The sequence below is a fragment of the Micromonospora sp. NPDC051227 genome, assembly GCF_044455385.1.
Taxonomy (GTDB): Bacteria; Actinomycetota; Actinomycetes; order Mycobacteriales; family Micromonosporaceae; genus Micromonospora.
In genome coordinates this window covers 1-18,136 of record NZ_JBITET010000002.1, presented here as the reverse complement: position 1 = coordinate 18,136, position 18,136 = coordinate 1, and the positions used below count along the sequence as shown (strand labels likewise).

General features: G+C 70.5%; 17 protein-coding genes. 5 read left to right on the top strand and 12 right to left on the bottom strand.

The annotated features are described in order from the left end of the window. Positions 1-207 precede the first annotated feature (207 nt). Positions 208-2,574: an EAL domain-containing protein gene (locus tag ACIA47_RS04225; RefSeq protein ID WP_396705391.1), complete on the top strand. Its 2,367-nt coding sequence runs from the start codon at positions 208-210 to the stop codon at positions 2,572-2,574. Positions 2,575-2,580: 6 nt separating this feature from the next. On the opposite strand, the gene ACIA47_RS04220 is transcribed toward ACIA47_RS04225, so the two are convergent. Further along, a complete protein-coding gene (locus tag ACIA47_RS04220) occupies positions 2,581-3,600 on the bottom strand; it encodes a LacI family DNA-binding transcriptional regulator (protein ID WP_396705389.1) in 1,020 nt (339 codons plus the stop codon). 113 nt (positions 3,601-3,713) lie between these two features. On the opposite strand from ACIA47_RS04220, the gene ACIA47_RS04215 reads away from it, so the two are divergent. Beyond that, positions 3,714-6,164, top strand: coding sequence for a glycoside hydrolase family 2 protein (locus ACIA47_RS04215; RefSeq protein ID WP_396705387.1), 2,451 nt, complete (start codon positions 3,714-3,716; stop codon positions 6,162-6,164). A 233-nt stretch (positions 6,165-6,397) separates the two neighbouring features. Here ACIA47_RS04215 and ACIA47_RS04210 read toward each other — a convergent pair whose 3' ends face one another. The 6 genes from ACIA47_RS04210 to ACIA47_RS04185 are packed head-to-tail and all read right to left on the bottom strand — an operon-like array spanning position 6,398 to position 11,409. Next, complete coding sequence (locus ACIA47_RS04210; protein WP_396705385.1) at positions 6,398-7,141, bottom strand: copper homeostasis protein CutC; 744 nt, start codon at positions 7,139-7,141, stop codon at positions 6,398-6,400. After that, positions 7,138-8,157 carry an asparaginase gene (locus tag ACIA47_RS04205; RefSeq protein ID WP_396705383.1) on the bottom strand — a complete coding sequence of 340 codons (1,020 nt, stop codon included), beginning with the start codon at positions 8,155-8,157 and terminating at the stop codon, positions 7,138-7,140. Before ACIA47_RS04205 ends, ACIA47_RS04210 begins: the two co-directional genes overlap by 4 nt. Further along, positions 8,154-9,014 carry an amino acid ABC transporter permease gene (locus ACIA47_RS04200; protein WP_396705381.1) on the bottom strand — a complete coding sequence of 287 codons (861 nt, stop codon included), beginning with the start codon at positions 9,012-9,014 and terminating at the stop codon, positions 8,154-8,156. The genes ACIA47_RS04205 and ACIA47_RS04200 overlap by 4 nt, the downstream gene beginning before the upstream one ends. Further along, positions 9,011-9,655 (bottom strand): amino acid ABC transporter permease, encoded by a 645-nt coding sequence (locus ACIA47_RS04195; protein ID WP_112582064.1) that lies wholly within the window; start codon positions 9,653-9,655, stop codon positions 9,011-9,013. Before ACIA47_RS04195 ends, ACIA47_RS04200 begins: the two co-directional genes overlap by 4 nt. A gap of 16 nt (positions 9,656-9,671) precedes the next feature. Next, positions 9,672-10,640: a glutamate ABC transporter substrate-binding protein gene (locus ACIA47_RS04190; protein WP_396705379.1), complete on the bottom strand. Its 969-nt coding sequence runs from the start codon at positions 10,638-10,640 to the stop codon at positions 9,672-9,674. A 19-nt stretch (positions 10,641-10,659) separates the two neighbouring features. After that, positions 10,660-11,409, bottom strand: a complete 750-nt coding sequence (locus tag ACIA47_RS04185; protein WP_396705377.1) for an amino acid ABC transporter ATP-binding protein — start codon at positions 11,407-11,409, stop codon at positions 10,660-10,662. 142 nt (positions 11,410-11,551) lie between these two features. Here ACIA47_RS04185 and ACIA47_RS04180 point away from each other — a divergent pair, with 142 nt between their 5' ends. Both ACIA47_RS04180 and ACIA47_RS04175 read left to right on the top strand, forming a co-directional pair. After that, positions 11,552-12,742 (top strand): ROK family transcriptional regulator, encoded by a 1,191-nt coding sequence (locus ACIA47_RS04180; RefSeq protein ID WP_396705375.1) that lies wholly within the window; start codon positions 11,552-11,554, stop codon positions 12,740-12,742. A 165-nt stretch (positions 12,743-12,907) separates the two neighbouring features. Continuing rightward, a complete protein-coding gene (locus ACIA47_RS04175) occupies positions 12,908-13,735 on the top strand; it encodes a DUF3152 domain-containing protein (RefSeq protein ID WP_396705373.1) in 828 nt (275 codons plus the stop codon). 85 nt (positions 13,736-13,820) lie between these two features. On the opposite strand, the gene ACIA47_RS04170 is transcribed toward ACIA47_RS04175, so the two are convergent. From ACIA47_RS04170 to ACIA47_RS04150, 5 genes are all read right to left on the bottom strand, one after another. Beyond that, a complete protein-coding gene (locus ACIA47_RS04170) occupies positions 13,821-15,233 on the bottom strand; it encodes a stress response protein (protein WP_396705372.1) in 1,413 nt (470 codons plus the stop codon). Between the two features lie 331 nt (positions 15,234-15,564). Further along, on the bottom strand, positions 15,565-15,990 hold the full coding sequence (locus tag ACIA47_RS04165; RefSeq protein WP_396705371.1) for a hypothetical protein: 426 nt from the start codon (positions 15,988-15,990) through the stop codon (positions 15,565-15,567). Beyond that, a complete protein-coding gene (locus tag ACIA47_RS04160; RefSeq protein ID WP_396705369.1) occupies positions 15,977-16,630 on the bottom strand; it encodes a hypothetical protein in 654 nt (217 codons plus the stop codon). The genes ACIA47_RS04165 and ACIA47_RS04160 overlap by 14 nt, the downstream gene beginning before the upstream one ends. After that, positions 16,627-16,887, bottom strand: a complete 261-nt coding sequence (locus ACIA47_RS04155) for a hypothetical protein (RefSeq protein WP_396705367.1) — start codon at positions 16,885-16,887, stop codon at positions 16,627-16,629. The genes ACIA47_RS04160 and ACIA47_RS04155 overlap by 4 nt, the downstream gene beginning before the upstream one ends. A 15-nt stretch (positions 16,888-16,902) precedes the next feature. Continuing rightward, positions 16,903-17,166, bottom strand: coding sequence for a hypothetical protein (locus ACIA47_RS04150; protein WP_203120510.1), 264 nt, complete (start codon positions 17,164-17,166; stop codon positions 16,903-16,905). A 162-nt stretch (positions 17,167-17,328) separates the two neighbouring features. On the opposite strand from ACIA47_RS04150, the gene ACIA47_RS04145 reads away from it, so the two are divergent. Then, on the top strand, positions 17,329-17,901 hold the full coding sequence (locus ACIA47_RS04145; RefSeq protein WP_396705365.1) for an NUDIX hydrolase: 573 nt from the start codon (positions 17,329-17,331) through the stop codon (positions 17,899-17,901). Positions 17,902-18,136 lie beyond the last annotated feature (235 nt).

Below are 18,136 nucleotides of genomic sequence, written 5' to 3'. Positions count from 1 at the left end.
TCCCACTCCGGGTTGTTTCGGCTCGCGGCGGGCGGTGCCGGCAGCGTGCGGTACGCCGTACAGTGACACAGGTCGTTGTCTCCCCTGAGTGACCGGCAAGTAACCAATTCGGCCGTCCATCGTTGCCAATCGTGGGTAGCGGACTCGCAACGTCCGATGTCCCGCACCGCCGCACCGCCCCCGTGCCCCCTCACGAAGGCGACCGCCGTGCTCCTCGCGTACCCGTTCCGCGTCCTCGTCCCCCGCCGTGCGGCACCGGAGGCCGCCACGTCCGTGGCGGTGGCGCTGCTCCTCCTCGCCGGTTCCGTCGACCTGGTCCCGCCCTCGGTGGTGATCGCGCTGGCCGCCGGTGCCGGCGCCACGCTCGCCGGGCTGCGACTATCCCGGCTGGCGTCGCGGCGCGGCACCGATCCGACACCGCGTGCGGCGGGGGTGCTACTCGACGCGGCGGTGGTGGCGGCGGGTCTCACCGCCGTCGTGTTGCCCCTGGCCGGCATCGGGCACACCCTCGCCGTGTTGATCGGCTCGCTGGTCGTGGCGGCCCTCTCGACGGCCGGTCTGTACCGGCTCCCCGGCCGATCCCGGCCGGCGGCCCCGGTCCGGCTGCGGTGGCTGGTCGAGTCGACCGGCCCGGCCGTCGGACTGGCCCTCGCCGGCTGGTTGCTACTGCCCCCCGACGGCCTTCCGGTCCCGGTTCGGCTGGTCTGCGCGTTGACGCTGGGCGGGTTGGGCATGGCCGCGTTGAACGCGTTCGCGGGGCCACGTCGGCGCTCGGGTGCGGCGCTCTGCCGGGGCGGCGTCCTGCTCACAGTGGGCGGGCTGGTGCTGCTGGCCACGTTGCCGTCAGCGCCGGCCGGCCGGGTGGCACTGCTGGCCGTACCCCCGTTGGTGTTCGGGATGTTGCTCGTCGCGGTCGGCGCGGCGGATGCGGCGGACGACACGGAGTCGGCGGAACCGGTCGCCGCGGCCTGGCCCCAGTCGGTGCTCCCCGCGGCGGTGCTGCTGCTGGCATCGGGTCTGCACCTGGGAGCCGGCCGCGCACCGGACCGGACGAGCGTGCTGTTGGCCCTGGCGGCGATGCCGCCCCTGGTGCTGCGCGAGCTGCTGCGCGCGGGCGACGCGTCCACGTCCGTTCGGCGTGCCGCTCATCGGCGACCGGCCGGCCGTTCGCTGCGGCACCGCCGTGCGGCCCCGGGCCGCTGGCCGGGCGCGCCGGAGCCGCCGCCCGAGCGGGGGCCGGGCGCCCCGGAGGGCGCGGCGACCGCGATGGGTGCCGGCTCGACCTGGTCGCCAGATCACAGTTCCGCGTTCTCGGGGCTCAACCAGCGACCCGCGGCGGCGAGCCCCGGCGACCGGGCCGCCCTGCTGGACGCCCTGGCCGCGATCGGCGACGTTCCGGCGTCGGCCGGCGCGCTGCTACTGGTGGACCTGCACGGCACCGAGGGTCTCGGCCCGACGGCCCGGGAGGACGTGCTGGCCGAGGCGGTGCACCGGGCCCGCGCGGTCATCGCCCCCGACGATCTGGTCACCGGGTGCACGGGTACCGGCTTCGCGGTGGTCACCGCCGCCGGGCCGGTGCTGGCGTACGCGCTGGGCACCCGACTGTTGAGCGCGCTCAGCCCGCCCTACCGGCTGGCCGGCGCGATGCTGCGCGTGCAGACGAGCATCGGGTTGGCCGAGGTGAGCGGCGCCGGGCCGGCGGACGTGCTCCGGCAGGCCGAGCTGGCCCGGCGACGTGCCGTGCAGCTGGGCCGGGACCGAGTGGAGTGGTACGACGCGTTCCTGGAGGAACAGCTGGTGCGTCGGCTCGACCTGGAGCGCGAGCTGCCCGGTGCGGTGGCGCGCGGCGAGCTGGACCTCGTCTACCAGCCGGTGGTCGACCTGGCCGACGGGCAGCCGGTGGGCGCGGAGGCGCTGCTGCGGTGGCGCAGCCCGGTGCTCGGCACTGTGCTCCCGGCCGAGTTGCTGCCGGTCGCCGAGGACCTGGACCTGGTCGGCGAGTTGGAGTGGTGGGTGCTGGACCGGGCCTGCCGGCAGTTGTCCGACTGGTCGGTGGGTGTCCGGGAGCTGTGGATGGCGGTCAACGTCACCACCCGGGAGCTGACCACCCCCGCCTTCGTCCAGCGGCTCGCGGCCGTGCTGGCCGCGTACGGGGTGCCACCGGAGCGGCTGGTGGTGGAGGTGAGCGAGCCGAGGGTCGCCGGTGATCTGTCGACAGTGGTGGCTCGGCTGGCCGGGCTCCGGTCGTTGGGTGTACGCACCGCGTTGGACGACTTCCGGCCCGAGCACGCCTCGCTGGCCCAGCTTCGCCGCCTGCCGATCGACCTGCTCAAGGTGGGCCCGGAGTTGGTGGGCGCACGCCCGGACGGGCAACCGCCGCTGATCGACGTGGTGGTCAACGTGGGTGAGCGGCTGGGCGTCGAGATCGTCGCCGAGGAGTTGGAGTCGTCGACCCAGGTCGAGGGGGCGCGCCGGGGTGGCTGCCGGTACGGGCAGGGGTTCGCGCTGGCCCGGCCGGCGACGGCCGAGCGGGTCGAGGCGTACTTCGAGGAGTTTCCCTCAGCGTCTCGCTGAACCGGTTCATCTCCCCCGGGGCGGTGCGGTGCTGCCGCGCGGCGTGAGGTGAGGTGTCTCGTCCTGCACCCGCCCGGCCGGTTGCCCGGCGACGACGGCGAGCAGTTGCCGGGCGGCGTGCGCGCCGTACGCCGGGATGTCCCGGCCCAGCGCGGTCAGCGGCGGGTGCACCAGCCGGCACAGCGGCGAGTCGTCCCAGGCCACGATGGACAGATCGCCGGGCACGGTCAGGCCCATCTCCTGGGCGACGGAGAGCCCGGCGATGGCCATCACGTCGTTGTCGTAGATGACAGCGGTTGGCCGGCCGGCCGAACTGAGCAACCGGCGGGTGGCCCGGCCGCCCTCCTCGCCGGTGTAGTCGGACCAGACGGTGACCGCGTCGACCAGGCCGAGCCGTTGGCAAACCGCCGCGAAGGCGTCGGTGCGGATCTCGGTGTGCCGCAGGTCGGGCAGGCCGGCGACCCGGGCGATCCGCCGATGCCCGAGCGCGACCAGGTACTCCACCGTCTCGGTCAGCGCGGCGGCGTCGTCGGACCAGAGACTCGCCAGCTCACCGGTGCCGCCGGGGCCGCCGATCACCACCGCCGGCAGTTGCAGCTCTTCGAGTGCGGGAATGCGACGGTCGTCGGTGCGCAGGTCGCAGACGAGCACCCCGTCCACCCGCCGTTCGCCCCACCAGCGCCGGTAGACAGCGATCTCGGCGTCCGGGTCGGTCACCACCTGGAGGGTCAGCGCGTACGAGCGGGCGGAGAGTTCGGCCTCGACGCCACTGATCAGCGCCATGAAGAACGGCTCGACGCCAAGGGTTCGCGCCGGTCGGCACAGGGCCAGGCCGATCGCCCCGGCGGTGGCGGCCGAGAGGGCGCGGGCGGCGCTGCTGCGGCTGAAACCGATCTCCGTGGCGATGGCCAGGATGCGCTGCCGGGTGGCCTCGGAGACGCCGGGCTGCCCGTTCAGCGCGTACGACACGGCGCCCTTGGACACCCCGGCGCGTCGGGCGACGTCGGCGATGGTCGGCCGCTTCACCGGCGTGCTCCTTCGCTCTCTGGCCGTTGACAGCCCGGATTCCGGACCGTACCGTAGCTCAGCTTATCCGGTTCAGTACGGCATCTTTCGATGCGGGAAGGTGCGGTGAAATCGTGAGCCGACAGGCACTCTACGACGGTTGGACAGTGCGAGCGGCCCCCGGCGCACAGGTGCCCGAGGAGATCGCCGGCCGGTCCGTGCCGGCGACCGTGCCGGGCTGCGTGCACACCGATCTGCTCGACGCCGGGCTGATCCCCGATCCCTACCTCGACGACAACGAGCGGTCGCTGGCCTGGATCGGACGCACCGACTGGGTCTACCAGACCACAGTCGTCCACCGGGCGGGCGGCGACGAGCGCGTCGACCTGGTCTGCGCCGGCCTGGACACCGTCGCCACGCTCACCCTCAACGGTGTGGAGGTCGGCCGCACCGCGAACATGCACCGCGGCTACCGGTTCGACGTCCGACCGCTGCTGCGCGACGGGAACAACGACCTGGTGGTCACGTTCGACTCCGCGTACCGCTACGCCGAGGCGCAGCAGGAACGGCTCGGCGACCGGCCGAACGCCTACCCGGAGCCGTTCCACTTCATCCGCAAGATGGCCTGCAACTTCGGCTGGGACTGGGGGCCGACGCTGGTCACCGCCGGCATCTGGCAGGAGATCAGTTTGCACGCCTGGTCGACCGCCCGACTGGCCACCGTCCGTCCACTGGTCACCATGGACGGTCGCGACGGCCGGGTCGAGGTGCACGTCGAGGTCGAGCGGGTCGCAGACGTCCCGCTGACCGTCCGCGCGGCCGTGGACGGCGCCCGCGCCGAGGTGGTCGTACCGGCCGGGCAGCGCACGGCCGTGCTGAGCCTCACCGTTCGCGAGCCCGCGCTGTGGTGGCCCCGGGGGTACGGCGAGCAGACGCGCCACCCGATCGATGTGACACTGCACTCGCCGGACGGTGACACCCTGGACGAGTGGTCGCACCGGATCGGCTTCCGCTCGGTACGGCTGGACACCACACCCGACGAGCACGGCACCCCGTTCGCGTTGTCGGTCAACGACGTACCGGTCTTCGTCCGCGGCGTCAACTGGATCCCGGACGACGTGTTCCCCACCCGGATCACCCGGGCTCGGCTGGCCGAGCGCTTCGACCAGGCGGTCACGGCCAACGTCAACCTGCTGCGGGTCTGGGGCGGCGGCCGGTACGAGTCGGCGGACTTCTACGACCTCGCCGACGAGCGCGGTCTCCTCGTCCAGCAGGACTTCCTCTTCGCCTGCGCCGCGTACCCGGAGGAGGAACCGTTCGGCACCGAGGTGGCCGCCGAGGCCGCCGAGCAGGTGACCCGGCTCGCGCCGTACCCGTCGCTGGTGCTCTGGACCGGCAACAACGAGAACATCTGGGGCTGGCACGACTGGGACTGGCAGCAGGCCCTCGCCGGGCGCACCTGGGGGCGCGGCTACTACCTCGACGTGCTGCCCCGGATCGTCGGCGAGCTGGACCCGACCCGCCCGTACTGGCCGGGCAGCCCCTGGTCGGGCACCGAGGCGATCCACCCCAACGACCCGGCGCACGGCACCACCCACATCTGGGACGTGTGGAACACCGACGACTACACCAGATACCGGGAGTACGTTCCGCGCTTCGTGGCCGAGTTCGGCTACCAGGCCCCACCCGCGTACGCCACGCTGCGGCGGGCGTTGAGCGACGAACCCCTGGCGCACGACTCACCGGGCATGGCGCACCACCAGAAGGCGGCTGGCGGTGACGCCAAGCTCCAGCGGGGCCTCGACGCGCACCTGCCCGCCCCGGCGGACTTCGACGACTGGCACTACCTGACGCAGCTCAACCAGGCCCGGGCGATCCAGCTCGGGGTGGAGCACTTCCGCTCGCACCGGGGCGTCTGCGCGGGCACCATCGTCTGGCAGCTCAACGACTGCTGGCCGGTGACCTCCTGGTCGGCAGTCGACGGCGACGGTCGCCGCAAACCCCTGTGGCACGCGTTGCGCCACGCGTACGCCGACCGGCTGCTCACCGTGCAGCCGCGCGACGGCGGCCTGGCCCTGGTGGCGGTCAACGAGACCGCCGAGGCATGGACCGCGACGGCCGCGGTCACCCGGTTCACGCTCACCGGGGAGCCGAGGGCGAAGACCTCGGTCGACCTCGACGTCCCGGCGTACTCCTCGGTGGTGCTGGCGCTGCCGACGGACCTGGCGCGGCCGGAGGATGCCCGGCGCGAGTTGCTGGTCGCGGAGGCCGGTGGCACCGCGGAGCGCGGCCTGTGGTTCTTCGCCGAGGACCGGGAGGTGGACTGGCCGGCGGCGGCCTGGGACGCGACGGTCGAGCCGGTCGACGGTGGGCAGCGGGTCCGGGTCACCGCCCGCACGGTGCTGCGCGACCTGACGCTCTTCCCGGACCGCCTCGATGCGACGGCGGAAGTGGACAAAGCCCTGGTCACCCTGCTGCCCGGCGAGTCGACGACCTTCACCGTGCGCGCCGACGCCGCGCTGGACCCGGCGGCCCTCGTCGCCCGCCCGGTGCTGCGCTGCGTCAACGACCTGACGTCGAGCTAACCACGCCGTCCCCGCCGCCCCGCGCGCGCCGCCCCGCGCGCGCCGCCCCGCGCGCGCCGCCCCGCGCGCGCCGCCCCGCGCGCGCCGCCCCGCGCGCGCCGCCCCGCGCCGATCTTGCAGTTTCTGTTGTCGACATGGGCGGGATATCCCGTTGTGTCGGCGCAGAAAGTGCAAGATCGGCGCGAGGTGGGCGGGGCAGGGCGGGCATCACGCCCGGGGGCGCGATCCGGCGGTCAGGCGCGGGCGGCGGCGAGCACCTGGCCGACCAGGGCGCCCGAGGTGCCCGAGCGCTCGTACTCGGGCCGGTTCAGGCTGCCACCCATCAGCGGCGCCGGGTTGCGGTGCACGGCCGGGCTGTCCGAGCTGACCAGGGCCGCGAAGTGGTACTCGTCGGCGCCGGTCGCCTCGACGATCCGGGCGATGTTGCGCGGGGTGATGCCACCGCCCGGCATGATGACGATCCGGCCGGCGGCCCGGCGCACCAGGTCCGCGATGAGCGGAGCACCCTCCAGCACGCTGACCTCCTGACCCGAGGTGAGCACCCGGTGCACGCCCAGCTCGATCAGCTGCTCCAGCGCCGCGTGCGGGTCACGGGTCATGTCGAACGCCCGGTGGAAGGTGATGCTGACGTCGCCCGCGGCGGCGATCAGCCGGCGGGTGGTCGGCACGTCGACGTCACCCTCGGCGGTCAACGCGCCGATCACGATGCCGTGCGCGCCGGCCGCCACCGCGGCCCGCACGTCCCGCTCCATGGCCTCGATCTCGAACGGCGAGTAGATGAAGTCGCCGGCGCGGGGACGGACGATCACGTGTACCCGGATCCGGTTGACCGCGCGCACTGTCGTCTCGATGGTGCCCAGGCTGGGGGTCAGCCCGCCGTCGAAGAGCGCGGAGCACAACTCCACCCGATCGGCGCCGGCCTCCTCGGCGGCGACCGCTCCCTCGACGCTGTCGATGCAGATCTCGAATGTGTTCATGATTCTTCCTTTTCCGTGCGAGGCGATGCCGCTTCGGTCCGAGACGGTGCTGTGGTCCAGTCGATGACGGCCGTGACGGCACCAACGGGCACGCCGCCGCCGAGCACCGGCACCTGGCGCAGCGCGTCGGCCCCACCCACCGGTACGCCCACGGCGTCGAGGGCGGCGATGGCGATGGCGGTGGTGGCTCGGGGCGAACCGTCGATCGCCTTCACCGCCACCGCGTGACCGTCCGGTGCGGCCACCGCGAGCACGCCCTCGGCCCCGCCCTTGGCGAGGACGCCGGGCAGCGCCCGCATCAGGTCGGTGTTCGGGTGCCCGTTCCAGCCGCCGACGTACTCCGGATGCTGGCGCATGGCCTGCGCGACCAGTGCCTCGTCGCTGCCGGGGGGCGCGGTGACCAACGCCTGGAAGGTACGGGCCAGGCCGGTCAGCGACAGGCCGAACAGCGGTGCCCCGCAGCCGTCGACAGCGTGGTGCGCGATCGGCGTGCCGGCCAGCCGGGCGACGGCGGCGGCGGTTTCCCGCTGGAGCGGGTGGTCGGGGTCGAGGTAGTCGTGGGTGCTCCAGGACCGCGCGACGCACGCGACGAGCATCGCGGCGTGCTTGCCGGAGCAGTTCATCCGGATCCGGTCGCGCTGTCCACCGGCGCGGATCAGCCGGTCCCGGGTCGGTTCGTCCTCCGGCCAGTCCACCGGGCAGCCGAGCGCGTCCTCGGTCAGGCCGGCCCCGGCCAGCATCGCTCGAACCACCTCGACGTGCCGGTCGTCGCCGGTGTGGCTGCCGGCGGCGAGGGCCAGCGCCGGGCCGGTCAGCTCGTCCCCTGCCGCCGTCCGGCAGGCCAGTGCCTGCACCGGCTTGAGGGTGGAGCGGGGGAGCACCGGCTCGTCGGGTACGCCGGCGGCGAGGGCGACAGCCCCGTCCGGGTCGAGCACCACGACGCTGCCGTAGTGCCGGCTCTCGACGAAGCCGTTGCGCACGACCCGGGCCAGTTCGGCGTAGCGGAAGATGGTCACCGGGGGGTGTTCCCTTCGAGGAGTGGTGGGGGCAGCTCGGCGGTCCGCCGGCCGCCGAAGCGGCCGTTGCGGGCCTGGAGTACGCGGGCGAACTTCGACAGCGAGGCGTTGACCACCAGGTAGATCAGCGCCACCACCAGGAACGTCTGGATCAGCAGGTGGGTGTACGAGGAGAGCACCTGCCCGCTGTAGAGCAGCTCGGTGTAGCTGACCACGAAGCCGAGCGAGGTGTCCTTGAGCAGCCCGACCAGCTGGCTGACCAGGGACGGGGCGAGTTGGAGCAGCGCCTGCGGCAGGACCACCAGCGCCATCACCTGCCCGCGGCGCAGCCCGACCGCGAGGCCGGCCTCGGTCTGCCCGCGGTCCAGCGCCAGGATGCCGGACCGGAAGATCTCCGCGAACGCCGCCGAGTTGGAGACCACCAGCGGCACCACGAGCTTCCAGAAGAGCGGGAAGTTCAGCCCGTACTGCGGAAGCGCGAACAGCGTCACGTAGATCAGCAGCAGGGTGGGGACGGTCCGGAAGATCTCCACGTACGCGCCGGCCAGCCAGCGCAGCGGGCGGTGCGTCGACAGCCGGCCGAGCGCCAGGAGCAGCCCGAGCGCGGCGCTGAGCACGGCGGTCGCGGCGGCAGCGCGCACCGTTGCCCAGAGGCCGTTGAGCAGGTACCGCCAGATGGGCCAGGTGGTGAACGGTTCCCACCGGGCGGCGGCCAACTCGCCGTGGCTGGCGAACTGGTAGACAGCCGCGACCAGGGCGCCGACCAGGAGAATCGCGCCCAGCACTGTGGCGATCCGGATTCGGCGCTGGGCGCGGGGGCCGGGCTCGTCGAAGAGGATCTGTTGCGTCTTGTTCATCGGACGATCGCCAGCCTTCGTTCGAGCAGGCCGGTGACCTGACCGATGATCAGCGCCAGCAGCATGTAGGCGAGGCCCGCGCCGGTGAACACGGCGATCGGTTGGGCCTCGACCAGGTTCACGGTGTTGGCCGCCTGGGTCAGCTCGACCACGCCGACGGCGGCGGCCAGCGAGGTGTTCATCAGCAGCGCGATGCAGATGTTGCCGATCGGCTGGATCACCGCCCGGAGTCCCTGCGGCAGGATCACGTGCCGCAGGGACTGGCCGAAGGTGAGCCCGATGGCTCGGGCTGCCTCAGCCTGGCCCACACCGACCGTGTTGATCCCGGCGCGGATCGCCTCGGCCAGGTACGCCCCCTCGTACACCGCGATGACGATCGCGGCGGAGGTGAACAGCGGGAACGTGATGCCGATGGTCGGCAGCGCGAACACGAAGAGCACCAGTAGCGCCAGCAGCGGAAGGTTCTGGAACACCTCCACGTACGCGGTGCCGATGGCGCGTAGCAGCGGGACGGGGGCGATGCGCAGGGTGGCCACGACGATGCCCAGCAGCATCGCGCCGACGGTGGTCACGACGGTCAGTTCGACAGTCGTGACCAGGCCGTGGCCAAGCTCGCTCAGGTGGGCGGTGAGGGCTTCCATCGGTACGAGAGGTTGCTCAGGAGCCGTCGGCGGAACCGAGGGCGGGCGGGGTGGGCGCCCCACCCTCCACCACCGAGCCGAGGGTGCCTTCCCAGACCTTCGCCCACGTGCCGTCGGCCTGGATCTTCTTCAGCCAGTTGTTGACGAACTCCTTGAACTGCGCGTCCTCCCGGTTGAGGCCGATGCCGTAGGCCTCGGTGGTGAATGGCTCGCCCACCACCTTCATCCCCGGGTTCGCCTTGGCGCCCGAGGCGAGCAGCGTGAAGTCCTGCACGTACGCGTCGCCGCGCTTCTGCAGCAGCGCCTGCAACGCCTGCGGGTCGGTGCCGAAGGCGATCTGCTTCGAGCCGGGCGCGGCGGAGGGCAGCGCGGTGACGGCGGGGGTGTTCGCCCCGACGATCACGGTCTTGCCGGCGAGGTCCTTGACGCTCTTGATCGAGGTGTCGTCCTTGCGGACCCCCACGGCGAGGCCGGAGGTGAGGTACGGCCCGGCGAAGGCGACCTGGGTGGCCCGCTGCGGGGTGATCGTGTACGTCTGGAAGACCGCGTCCACCGACTTGGCCTGGAGCATGGCCTCCCGGGTCTGGGTGCCGATGGTCGTCGTCTTCACCTCGGGCTTGCCGATGATGTACTTCGCCAGCAACTTCGCCATGTCGGCGTCGAAGCCCTCGATGGTGCCGCTGACCGGGTTCTGCTGGGCGAGCAGCGGCGCGTCCAGGGATCCGCCGATGTTCAGGTAGCCGCGCTTGCGGATCGCGTCCATGGTGGAACCGGCCGGGATGTCCGCGTCGGTGGCCACCGGAGCGGCGTCGTACACCGACTGGGCAACCACGCCGTCGCCGCCCAGGCCGGGGTTGCCGGGCAGCGTCGGAGCGCTGCCGCCGCTGTCGCCGCCGCAGCCGGCGGCGGCGAGGGCCACCGCCACCGCGGTGGCGGTGAGGGCGAGCGAGCGTCGCCGGGTGAAGCTCTTCTTGAAGATTGACATGACACCCTCCCGTTGGGGGCTAGTGCTGGAGGATCTTGGATAGGAAGTCGCGGGCCCGCTCGGTGCGCGGAGCTGCGAAGAATTCGTCGGGAGTGCCGGACTCGACGATCCGGCCGTCGTCCATGAAGACCACCCGGTCGGCGGCGCGACGGGCGAAACCCATCTCGTGGGTGACCACGATCATGGTCATCCCCTCGGCGGCGAGGGAGACCATCACGTCGAGCACCTCGTTGACCATTTCCGGGTCGAGGGCCGAGGTCGGTTCGTCGAATAGCAGCACCTTCGGTTGCATCGCCAGGGCTCGGGCGATTGCGGCCCGCTGCTGCTGCCCGCCGGAGAGTTGGGCCGGGTGGTGGTCTGCCTTGTCGGCGATACCGACGCGCTCCAGCAGGGCCATCGCCTGCTGCCGCGCCTCGGGTCGGGGAATCCGGCGGACCCGGGTGGGGCCGAGGGTGATGTTGTCCAGCACCGTCTTGTGCCCGAAGAGGTTGAAGGACTGGAAGACCATGCCGACATCGGCGCGCAGCCGGGCCAGCGCGCGGCCCTCGGCGGGCAGCGGCTCACCGTCGATCTCGATGCTGCCCTGCCCGGCGGTCTCCAGCCGGTTGAGGCAGCGGCACAGTGTCGACTTGCCGGAGCCGGAGGGCCCCACCACGACGACCACTTCGCCGGCGGCCACCGTGAGGTCGATGTCCTTGAGCACGTGCAGCGGACTGAACCACTTGTTCAGGCCGCTTACCGACACCATCGGTCGGTTCGCACCCGTCATCTCCGGTGCCACCAGACGGCCTCACTTCCTTCGACTACAAAACTAAGTCAGCTTCATATCGAACCAACAGGGCCATCTAAAGGTAGCCAGCAAACTAAGTCAACCGGTTGCTTGAACAAACTCCGGGTGCTAAGAAGCTGACGTGACGATTGACGACGCGCCACGCGATGCCCTCCGGGGCGGCCCCCGGGAGCTACTGCGCTGGGTGGCCACCGGTGCGGCCGTCAGTCGGGCCGACCTGTCCCGCCTCTCCGGGCTCTCCCCGTCGACGGTCTCCCAGCGGGTCGAGGCGTTGATCAGCCAGGGGTTGCTGGAGGAGGCCGGTGCCGGGCGGTCCCGGGGTGGGCGGCGACCCCGCCAACTCGCCGTGCCCACCGGCGGCGCCGTGGTCGGCGCCATCGACCTCGGCGCGCATCACGCCCGCGTCGGTGTACTGGATCTCTCCGGGCGGGTGGTCCAGGCCCGCACCCTGCCGGTCCGCATCGAGGACGGCCCGGAGGCGGTGCTCGGCGCGCTACTCGCCGAGGTCGCCACGCTGGTCAGCAGCGATCCGACGGCCGGCGGCGGGGCGGTGGCCGGCGGCTCGACGGGAGGTGCGCTCCGCGGCGTCGGCATCGGGATTCCCGGTCCGGTGCAGCACTCCACCGGGCGGATCGTCAGCCCATCGAGGATGCCCGGCTGGAACGGCTTCGACGTCGCCGCGTTCTGCGCCGGCCGTGTCGACGTGCCGGTCATCGTGGACAACGACGCCAACCTGATGGCGCTCGGCGCGCACCGCACCGCTCATTCCGAGTTGGACCACGCCGTCTACATCAAGGCTGGCACCGGAATCGGCTCCGGTGTGATCTCCAGTGGACGGTTGCACCGGGGCGCGCAGGGATCGGCCGGGGACATCAGCCACTGCCGGGTGGTGGCCGATCCCGCGCCACCCTGCACCTGCGGCAACGCCGGTTGCCTGGAGGCGGTGGCCAGCGGCGCCGCACTGGTCACCGCGCTCCGGGAGCAGGGTGTGCCGGTCTCCGACCTGACCGGTGTGATCCGCCTGATCGACGACGGTGACCGGCAGGCCACCGCCCTCGCCCGGCAGGCCGGCCGCGCCGTCGGCGAGATCCTGGCCGTGGTGGTCAACTTCTTCAACCCGCAGGTGGTGGCCATCGGTGGTCGGCTCGCCGACTGCGAGCCGCTGCTGGCCAGCATGCGAGCCACCCTCTACGAGCGGTGCCTCCCGCTGGCCACCCAGACCCTGCTCATCGAACGGGTCGCCGCCGGCCAGGACCTCGGTATCACCGGCGCCGCCCACCTGGTGATCGACCACGTCGTAGCGGGCGCCTGACCTCGCCCGCTCTGATACCCAGCGTGATTCACCCTGCGCGGCACGCCGGATATGTAATCCCTTGACCGGGTTATGCCGCAGATCATCCTGACAGTTTCCTTACAGGCAGTCACGTAGCCTTCCGGTGTTCCTCGCTCACCCGTGATTGCACCTGGGGGTTTCGACGTGCGGATCAACGGACGGCTGCTCGCGCCGATCTCGTTGGCAGTGGTGCTGGCGACCGCCGCCTGTAACCTGTCGGCACCGGCGTCCGGGCAGGCCGAAGTCCCACGCTCCGGCCCGAGTACGCAGAGCTCAGCTCCGAGCCCCGGCGACACGCCGACCTCCAGCCCGACTCCGCAGATCCCGACCGACGCGCAGATCCCCACCAGGGCCGCGGGCACCTTCACCACCGCCACCGGCAACGGTCGCGTGATCGGCAAGGGCAAGAAGCGGGTGCGCTACAGCGTCTCGGTGGAGAAGGGCATCAAATGGGGTGACATCCCCGCCTGGAAGCCGGATCGGTTCGCCGCGAGCATCGAGCAGGTGTTGGCCGCACCGAACGGGTGGGCCACGTCCGCACAGCACCCGGTCAGCAACGCCGCGGTGAACCTGACCCGCGCGTCGTGGTCCTTCCAGCGGGTCGCCACCTCGACTGTCGACGTCGACGTGCGGCTCGCGACCCCGAGGACGGTGGACAGGCTCTGCGGCGCTAGCGGCGTCGACACCGAGGGCGTCTACTCCTGCAAGTACGGCAAGACCATCATGATCAACCTGCGGCGTTGGCTCCAGGGTTCACCGGGATACCCGGTCAGCATCGACGAGTACCACGCCGGCGTGATCAATCACGAGTTCGGCCACTTCCTCGGCTTCGCCCACATGAAGTGCGGCGGTCGCGGCAAGCCGGCCCCGGTCATGATGACGCAGACGATGGGCCTGGGCGGGTGCGTGCCCAACGTCCGCCCGTTCGTCGGCGATGGGCAGTTCGTCAGCGGACCGTGGGCGCCATCCTGACCTGGTGATTCCCGCCCCGCCGAATTGTTTACGCCGATGGATCTGGCGGTGGCGCTGTTTGCCCGGAAGGTCTGAGGTGCGGGGTTCACCCGGGTTCGGATGACTCCTCCAACTGGCTGCCAACTCCAGAGTTGCTGTCCCTCGCCGTTGGCGTATCGAACTCCGGGCTGTCCTGGGACGAGATGGCGGTGGAGACGAGGCTGGCCGCGACCGGCTGCACGGGCGCGACGTCTTCGGGCGTACGCAGGCGCGGCGGCGCGGGCATCCACGGCTTCAAGTTCTGGATGATCTGCTCGTAGAAGTCGTCGATCGCCTGTAATACAGAATCGATGAAGGCACCCCGTCCGCTGCCACGCTTCGTTCCCGCCGCCGTGCTCTGGGCGACCCGGAACGCCCGAAGCTCGCGGGTGGGGTCGATGATCAGCGTCGTAGGTTCGGTGCGGACCTGGCGCAGGAGGTCCGTCGCACCTCCGCCTCGGGCATGCATGGCGAACGCCTCGATGCGAACCGTCTCCGGCGCGTCCCTCAGTTGGCGAATCAACCAGTTCACCCTTGTGGTCGGTCTGCCGGTGCGAGGGGCGTCCACATCGACATGGCAGGCGATCTGCCCGGCCCGCAGGTCGGCCACGACCTGGAGAGGGCCGACCGCGCCTGGAATCCTGATGCTGCCGGTCAGCGTTCCGGTAGTGCAGAGTTGGTTGACCAGCGCCTGAGTGCGCGCGGCCGGATCGCTAAGATCGCGGCGGCTCAGCGCAGGGGTGACATCAGTACCCAACTGTCGTCCGAGACGCAGGCAGGCGTAACGGATCAGGGCGTCGAAGCGTCCGACCACGTCCGCCGCTCCGCTGTCGCTGGCCCGCAGCGTTCCGGCTGATACTCCGTCGCGCACCTGCACCCAGGCCGGCCCCATGTCGCTGAACTCCAGCGCGCCTGAACGGGGATGCTCGAGATACCTGATCAGCTCGCCCAGGATCCACGCCTGGTCCGGGTCAGCGACGCCACGGTATTCCTTCTGGATCACCGCCTGGGTCAGGATCTCCGTCCAGGGCAGGTGGTACAGAGCGACCTTGCGCAACTTCCGGCGATCGATCGCGGTCGGATGTTGACCCGGAACGGGGGCGATTTCATTGGAGATCGTGATAAGGGCGTCGAAGCCCTGCTCCCGGGCGATATCCAGGTATGCCTCCAACTGCTCGGTCTTGAGCGCGTTACTGCCGGTCTTTACCTCCACCAGCGCCGTCCACTGCCGCTGTCCTCGCGTGACACGGATGAGACCGTCCGGAAAGAGCTGCTGGTTTCCGAGCTTGAACGGGACTTCGATGAAGGTCTGCACCGATCCGGCCGGTGCGCCGAGGGACTGGGTGAGCGCACGCCCGAACTCCCGGACCGCGCTCATCACCGCCAGCAGGGCGGAGGTCGCTCGACGCTCTTGTTCCTCCGCCCCGTTGATGCCCGACGTAGGAATCAGGCGGGCAGCGAGCCAGGTCTCCTCAGACATGCAAGTGACTCCTCGTGAAGGCGGTGGTACGAGAAGTTACTCGCGATCCGGCACGGAAAGCGGCGGGACCGTCGGCACGTACGAACGGAAAGAGTTGCCCAATTGGATGTCGGGGGATCCGCCTGGCCGATTCCGCTTGCCGGTCGGAGCCCTAGGCGTCAGCAGTTTGGCTTGTGTCTGCGCTTCTGTCCGCTAACTGACTGCGGGTGGGTTTGCTGGCGCGATCGGGGGAACAAGGCGTCGGGGTCGCGCCAGCAGCCGGAGCTGGAGCGTAGACGGGTCAGCCCGCTTAATCTTGTCGTTCTCTCGGTCGCAGTTGTCCAGTGTCGCCTCACACTCGGTTGGCCAGCGCTACGGCATCGGCGAGCAATGCGTCTAGGTCGTCGTCGGCAATGGCGTCATCGCCCAAGATGGCTAGGATCACCAACCCCTGAATTCGACCAGCCATCTGCGGATCGATGGCTGTCTCGACATCAGGATCCACTGCGGCCCGGATCAGCGTCTCGGCGGAATTGGCGTCGATTTCCGGCGCACCGGCGGGAGTTGCCGCTCGCATGTCGGCCACGAACCGCATGATCTCTCCAGGGGGCGTCCGTTCGTCGAAGCGTCGGTTCACCGCGAAGTAGAAGACCGCACCGAGGAGGGTCGGGAAGCCGTCCCAGCCGAGCTGGTCGAGGCGGGCTTCGACGCGGTCGTTGGCCTCGTGGTCGCCTCTGACCATCGTCCGGATGTAGTCGACCATTTCAGGGCTGCTCATCAGATTGCTTCCTCTCGCGGCGCTTCTTTGCCATGTTCCAGACACCTCGGAGGCCCACCACGACTGCGCCAGCAGCCATGATGACTGATGTGACCGGGTGCTCCAACTGAGGGCGGTCAACCGGCGTGCCGGGGCTGGCGGAGGTGGATGTCGTGCTACCACTCGATCCCGAGCCCTTGAAGCTCTTTTGCAGCTCGCGAAGGCCAGTGGTGATCGACTGTTCGGTCTGTTTGAGGGTGTCCTCGGAATCGTCCGCCTTCCTGATGTGCCGGCGGAGGAATGCCTCGGCTTTCCGACTGCGGCCTTCTGCTTCCTCTACCAGGCGCTCGCCGGATGGCGATGCTTCATTAACTGGGCCGGAGGACGCGGCACCGGGGGCGATGGTGTTGACATACACGGTGATGTGTCGGGCAGCCTCGGCCAGGAGGCGGGCGTAGCGGCCGGCTTTGTCGCGGGCCACCTTGGCGTCCGCGACTGCCGCGCTTAACCCCCGGTCAGCGCTGCCTCGCTGTACCCCGGCGAGGTGTGCCAGGGCCTGCTCCGCATCCGTCCGGGCGCGCAGCGCCGTGACGGCGGCGGTGTCGAGCTTTTCGCGTACGGCGAGAAGCTGCGCGACGACCTCGGCGATGCTGCCGCTCATCCGAGGCGGGTGAGGTAGGTGTTTGCGTGTTTGGCGGTGTTGTCGAAGCGGCGGCGGGTCGGTTCGACCTCTGCCCCGGCTGCGGCAAGCGCCTGATGTGCTGCCGTTACGTCCTCGTTCCGGCTGCCCTGTAGGACGGCGTCCGCCATTCGGGTCGCTGCCTCCGCGTCGGAAGCGGCCTGGTCGAAAACCCGCCGTCCCTGGCGGGCGGCTTCGATGGCCGCGCGAAGGGACGCCTTGACCTCGCCAACGCTCATCGCTGTGGCCGATGCTCAGCCGAGGATGCTGATGTAGCGACGTGCCGCCTCCGAGCTGCCCTGCACCAGGGCCATGGCTTCGGCCAGGCGCTGCTTACTCTGTTCGCCGCGGGCGATGGCTTCGGCGATGGTCGGGTGCCCGGTGCCGGCGGAGATTGCGCGTAGCCGGGCCAGCATCTGTTCGGTGTTGTCGGCGGCGGCCCGGATCTGGTTGATGGTGGCATTGCCCTGCTCGGCGGCCTGCATCAGCGCCGCCTTGACTTCCTCGATGCTGGCCATGCCGCCTCCGTCTGACGATCCCGCAACGAGTTCACGTTTGCGTGGTCGGACGGACACTATCCGACGGGAAGTCGGCGCGCAGCCCTGCATCCACGAGTCAAGATCAGGTACTGCCGCTACGGACGGGATGTCCGGCGTGGTGGGCGACGGTAGCTTCACGGGGTGCACGAGAACACGACGGGCGAGCCGGGGCCATGGCGGATTCTGGGCGAACGAACGGTGTATGAGGATCGGTGGCTGCGACTTGATCTGGTCGACGTGGAGCCGCCAGGACTCGAACCCTTCGCCCACCATGTCGTTCGGCTGGATCGTGTCGCCGTCGTCGCCGTGCTCGACGAACACGATCGAGTTCTGATGTTGCGGCGCTACCGATTCATCCCTGACGAAACAAGGTGGGAACTGCCCGGCGGCATCGTCGAATCGGGCGAGGAGGCGGTAGCGGCGGCAAGCCGGGAAGTGGAGGAGGAAACCGGCTGGCGGCCCTCGCGCCTGACCCGTGTGGTCACCTACCAGCCGATGATCGGCATGGTCGACTCGCCACATGAAATCTTCGTTGGGCGTGGTGCCACTTATTTCGGCCCGCCAACGGACGCGGAGGAGGCCGGTCGCGTCGAGTGGGTGCCGCTGAGTGACATGCCGGACCTGATGGCGCGCGGCGAGTTGGCGGGGTCGGGAACCTTGGTCGCCATCCTGCACGTCATTGCTGGCCTGACGCCGAATCCGTCAAGCCCTTAATCCGATCTATCCGGCGCCGGTATCGCACAGATCCGGTCATGTTCACCAGCGAGCCGGCTTCCCGTAGATGAGAGCGGGCCTCCTCACTTTCTCCCCGAACCAAATGTGCCTGCGCGAGATCGCAGCGCATTCCGGCGCTGCGGGTTGCGCCCACGGGAGTGGTGTACGACTTGCCCGTGATGGGCGTGTTGGGTAGATAGGAGACGGCCACCGCGCGATCCTTCGAGACGGCTAA

Bases quoted from the DNA above. Each gene is read 5' to 3' on its own strand.
- ACIA47_RS04210 (WP_396705385.1), bottom strand. From the start codon at position 7,141: ATGAACACATTCGAGATCTGCATCGACAGCGTCGAGGGAGCGGTCGCC.
- ACIA47_RS04200 (WP_396705381.1), bottom strand. From the start codon at position 9,014: ATGAACAAGACGCAACAGATCCTCTTCGACGAGCCCGGCCCCCGCGCC.
- ACIA47_RS04195 (WP_112582064.1), bottom strand. From the start codon at position 9,655: ATGGAAGCCCTCACCGCCCACCTGAGCGAGCTTGGCCACGGCCTGGTC.
- ACIA47_RS04190 (WP_396705379.1), bottom strand. From the start codon at position 10,640: ATGTCAATCTTCAAGAAGAGCTTCACCCGGCGACGCTCGCTCGCCCTC.
- ACIA47_RS04185 (WP_396705377.1), bottom strand. From the start codon at position 11,409: ATGACGGGTGCGAACCGACCGATGGTGTCGGTAAGCGGCCTGAACAAG.
- ACIA47_RS04170 (WP_396705372.1), bottom strand. From the start codon at position 15,233: ATGTCTGAGGAGACCTGGCTCGCTGCCCGCCTGATTCCTACGTCGGGC.
- ACIA47_RS04165 (WP_396705371.1), bottom strand. From the start codon at position 15,990: ATGAGCAGCCCTGAAATGGTCGACTACATCCGGACGATGGTCAGAGGC.
- ACIA47_RS04160 (WP_396705369.1), bottom strand. From the start codon at position 16,630: ATGAGCGGCAGCATCGCCGAGGTCGTCGCGCAGCTTCTCGCCGTACGC.
- ACIA47_RS04155 (WP_396705367.1), bottom strand. From the start codon at position 16,887: ATGAGCGTTGGCGAGGTCAAGGCGTCCCTTCGCGCGGCCATCGAAGCC.
- ACIA47_RS04150 (WP_203120510.1), bottom strand. From the start codon at position 17,166: ATGGCCAGCATCGAGGAAGTCAAGGCGGCGCTGATGCAGGCCGCCGAG.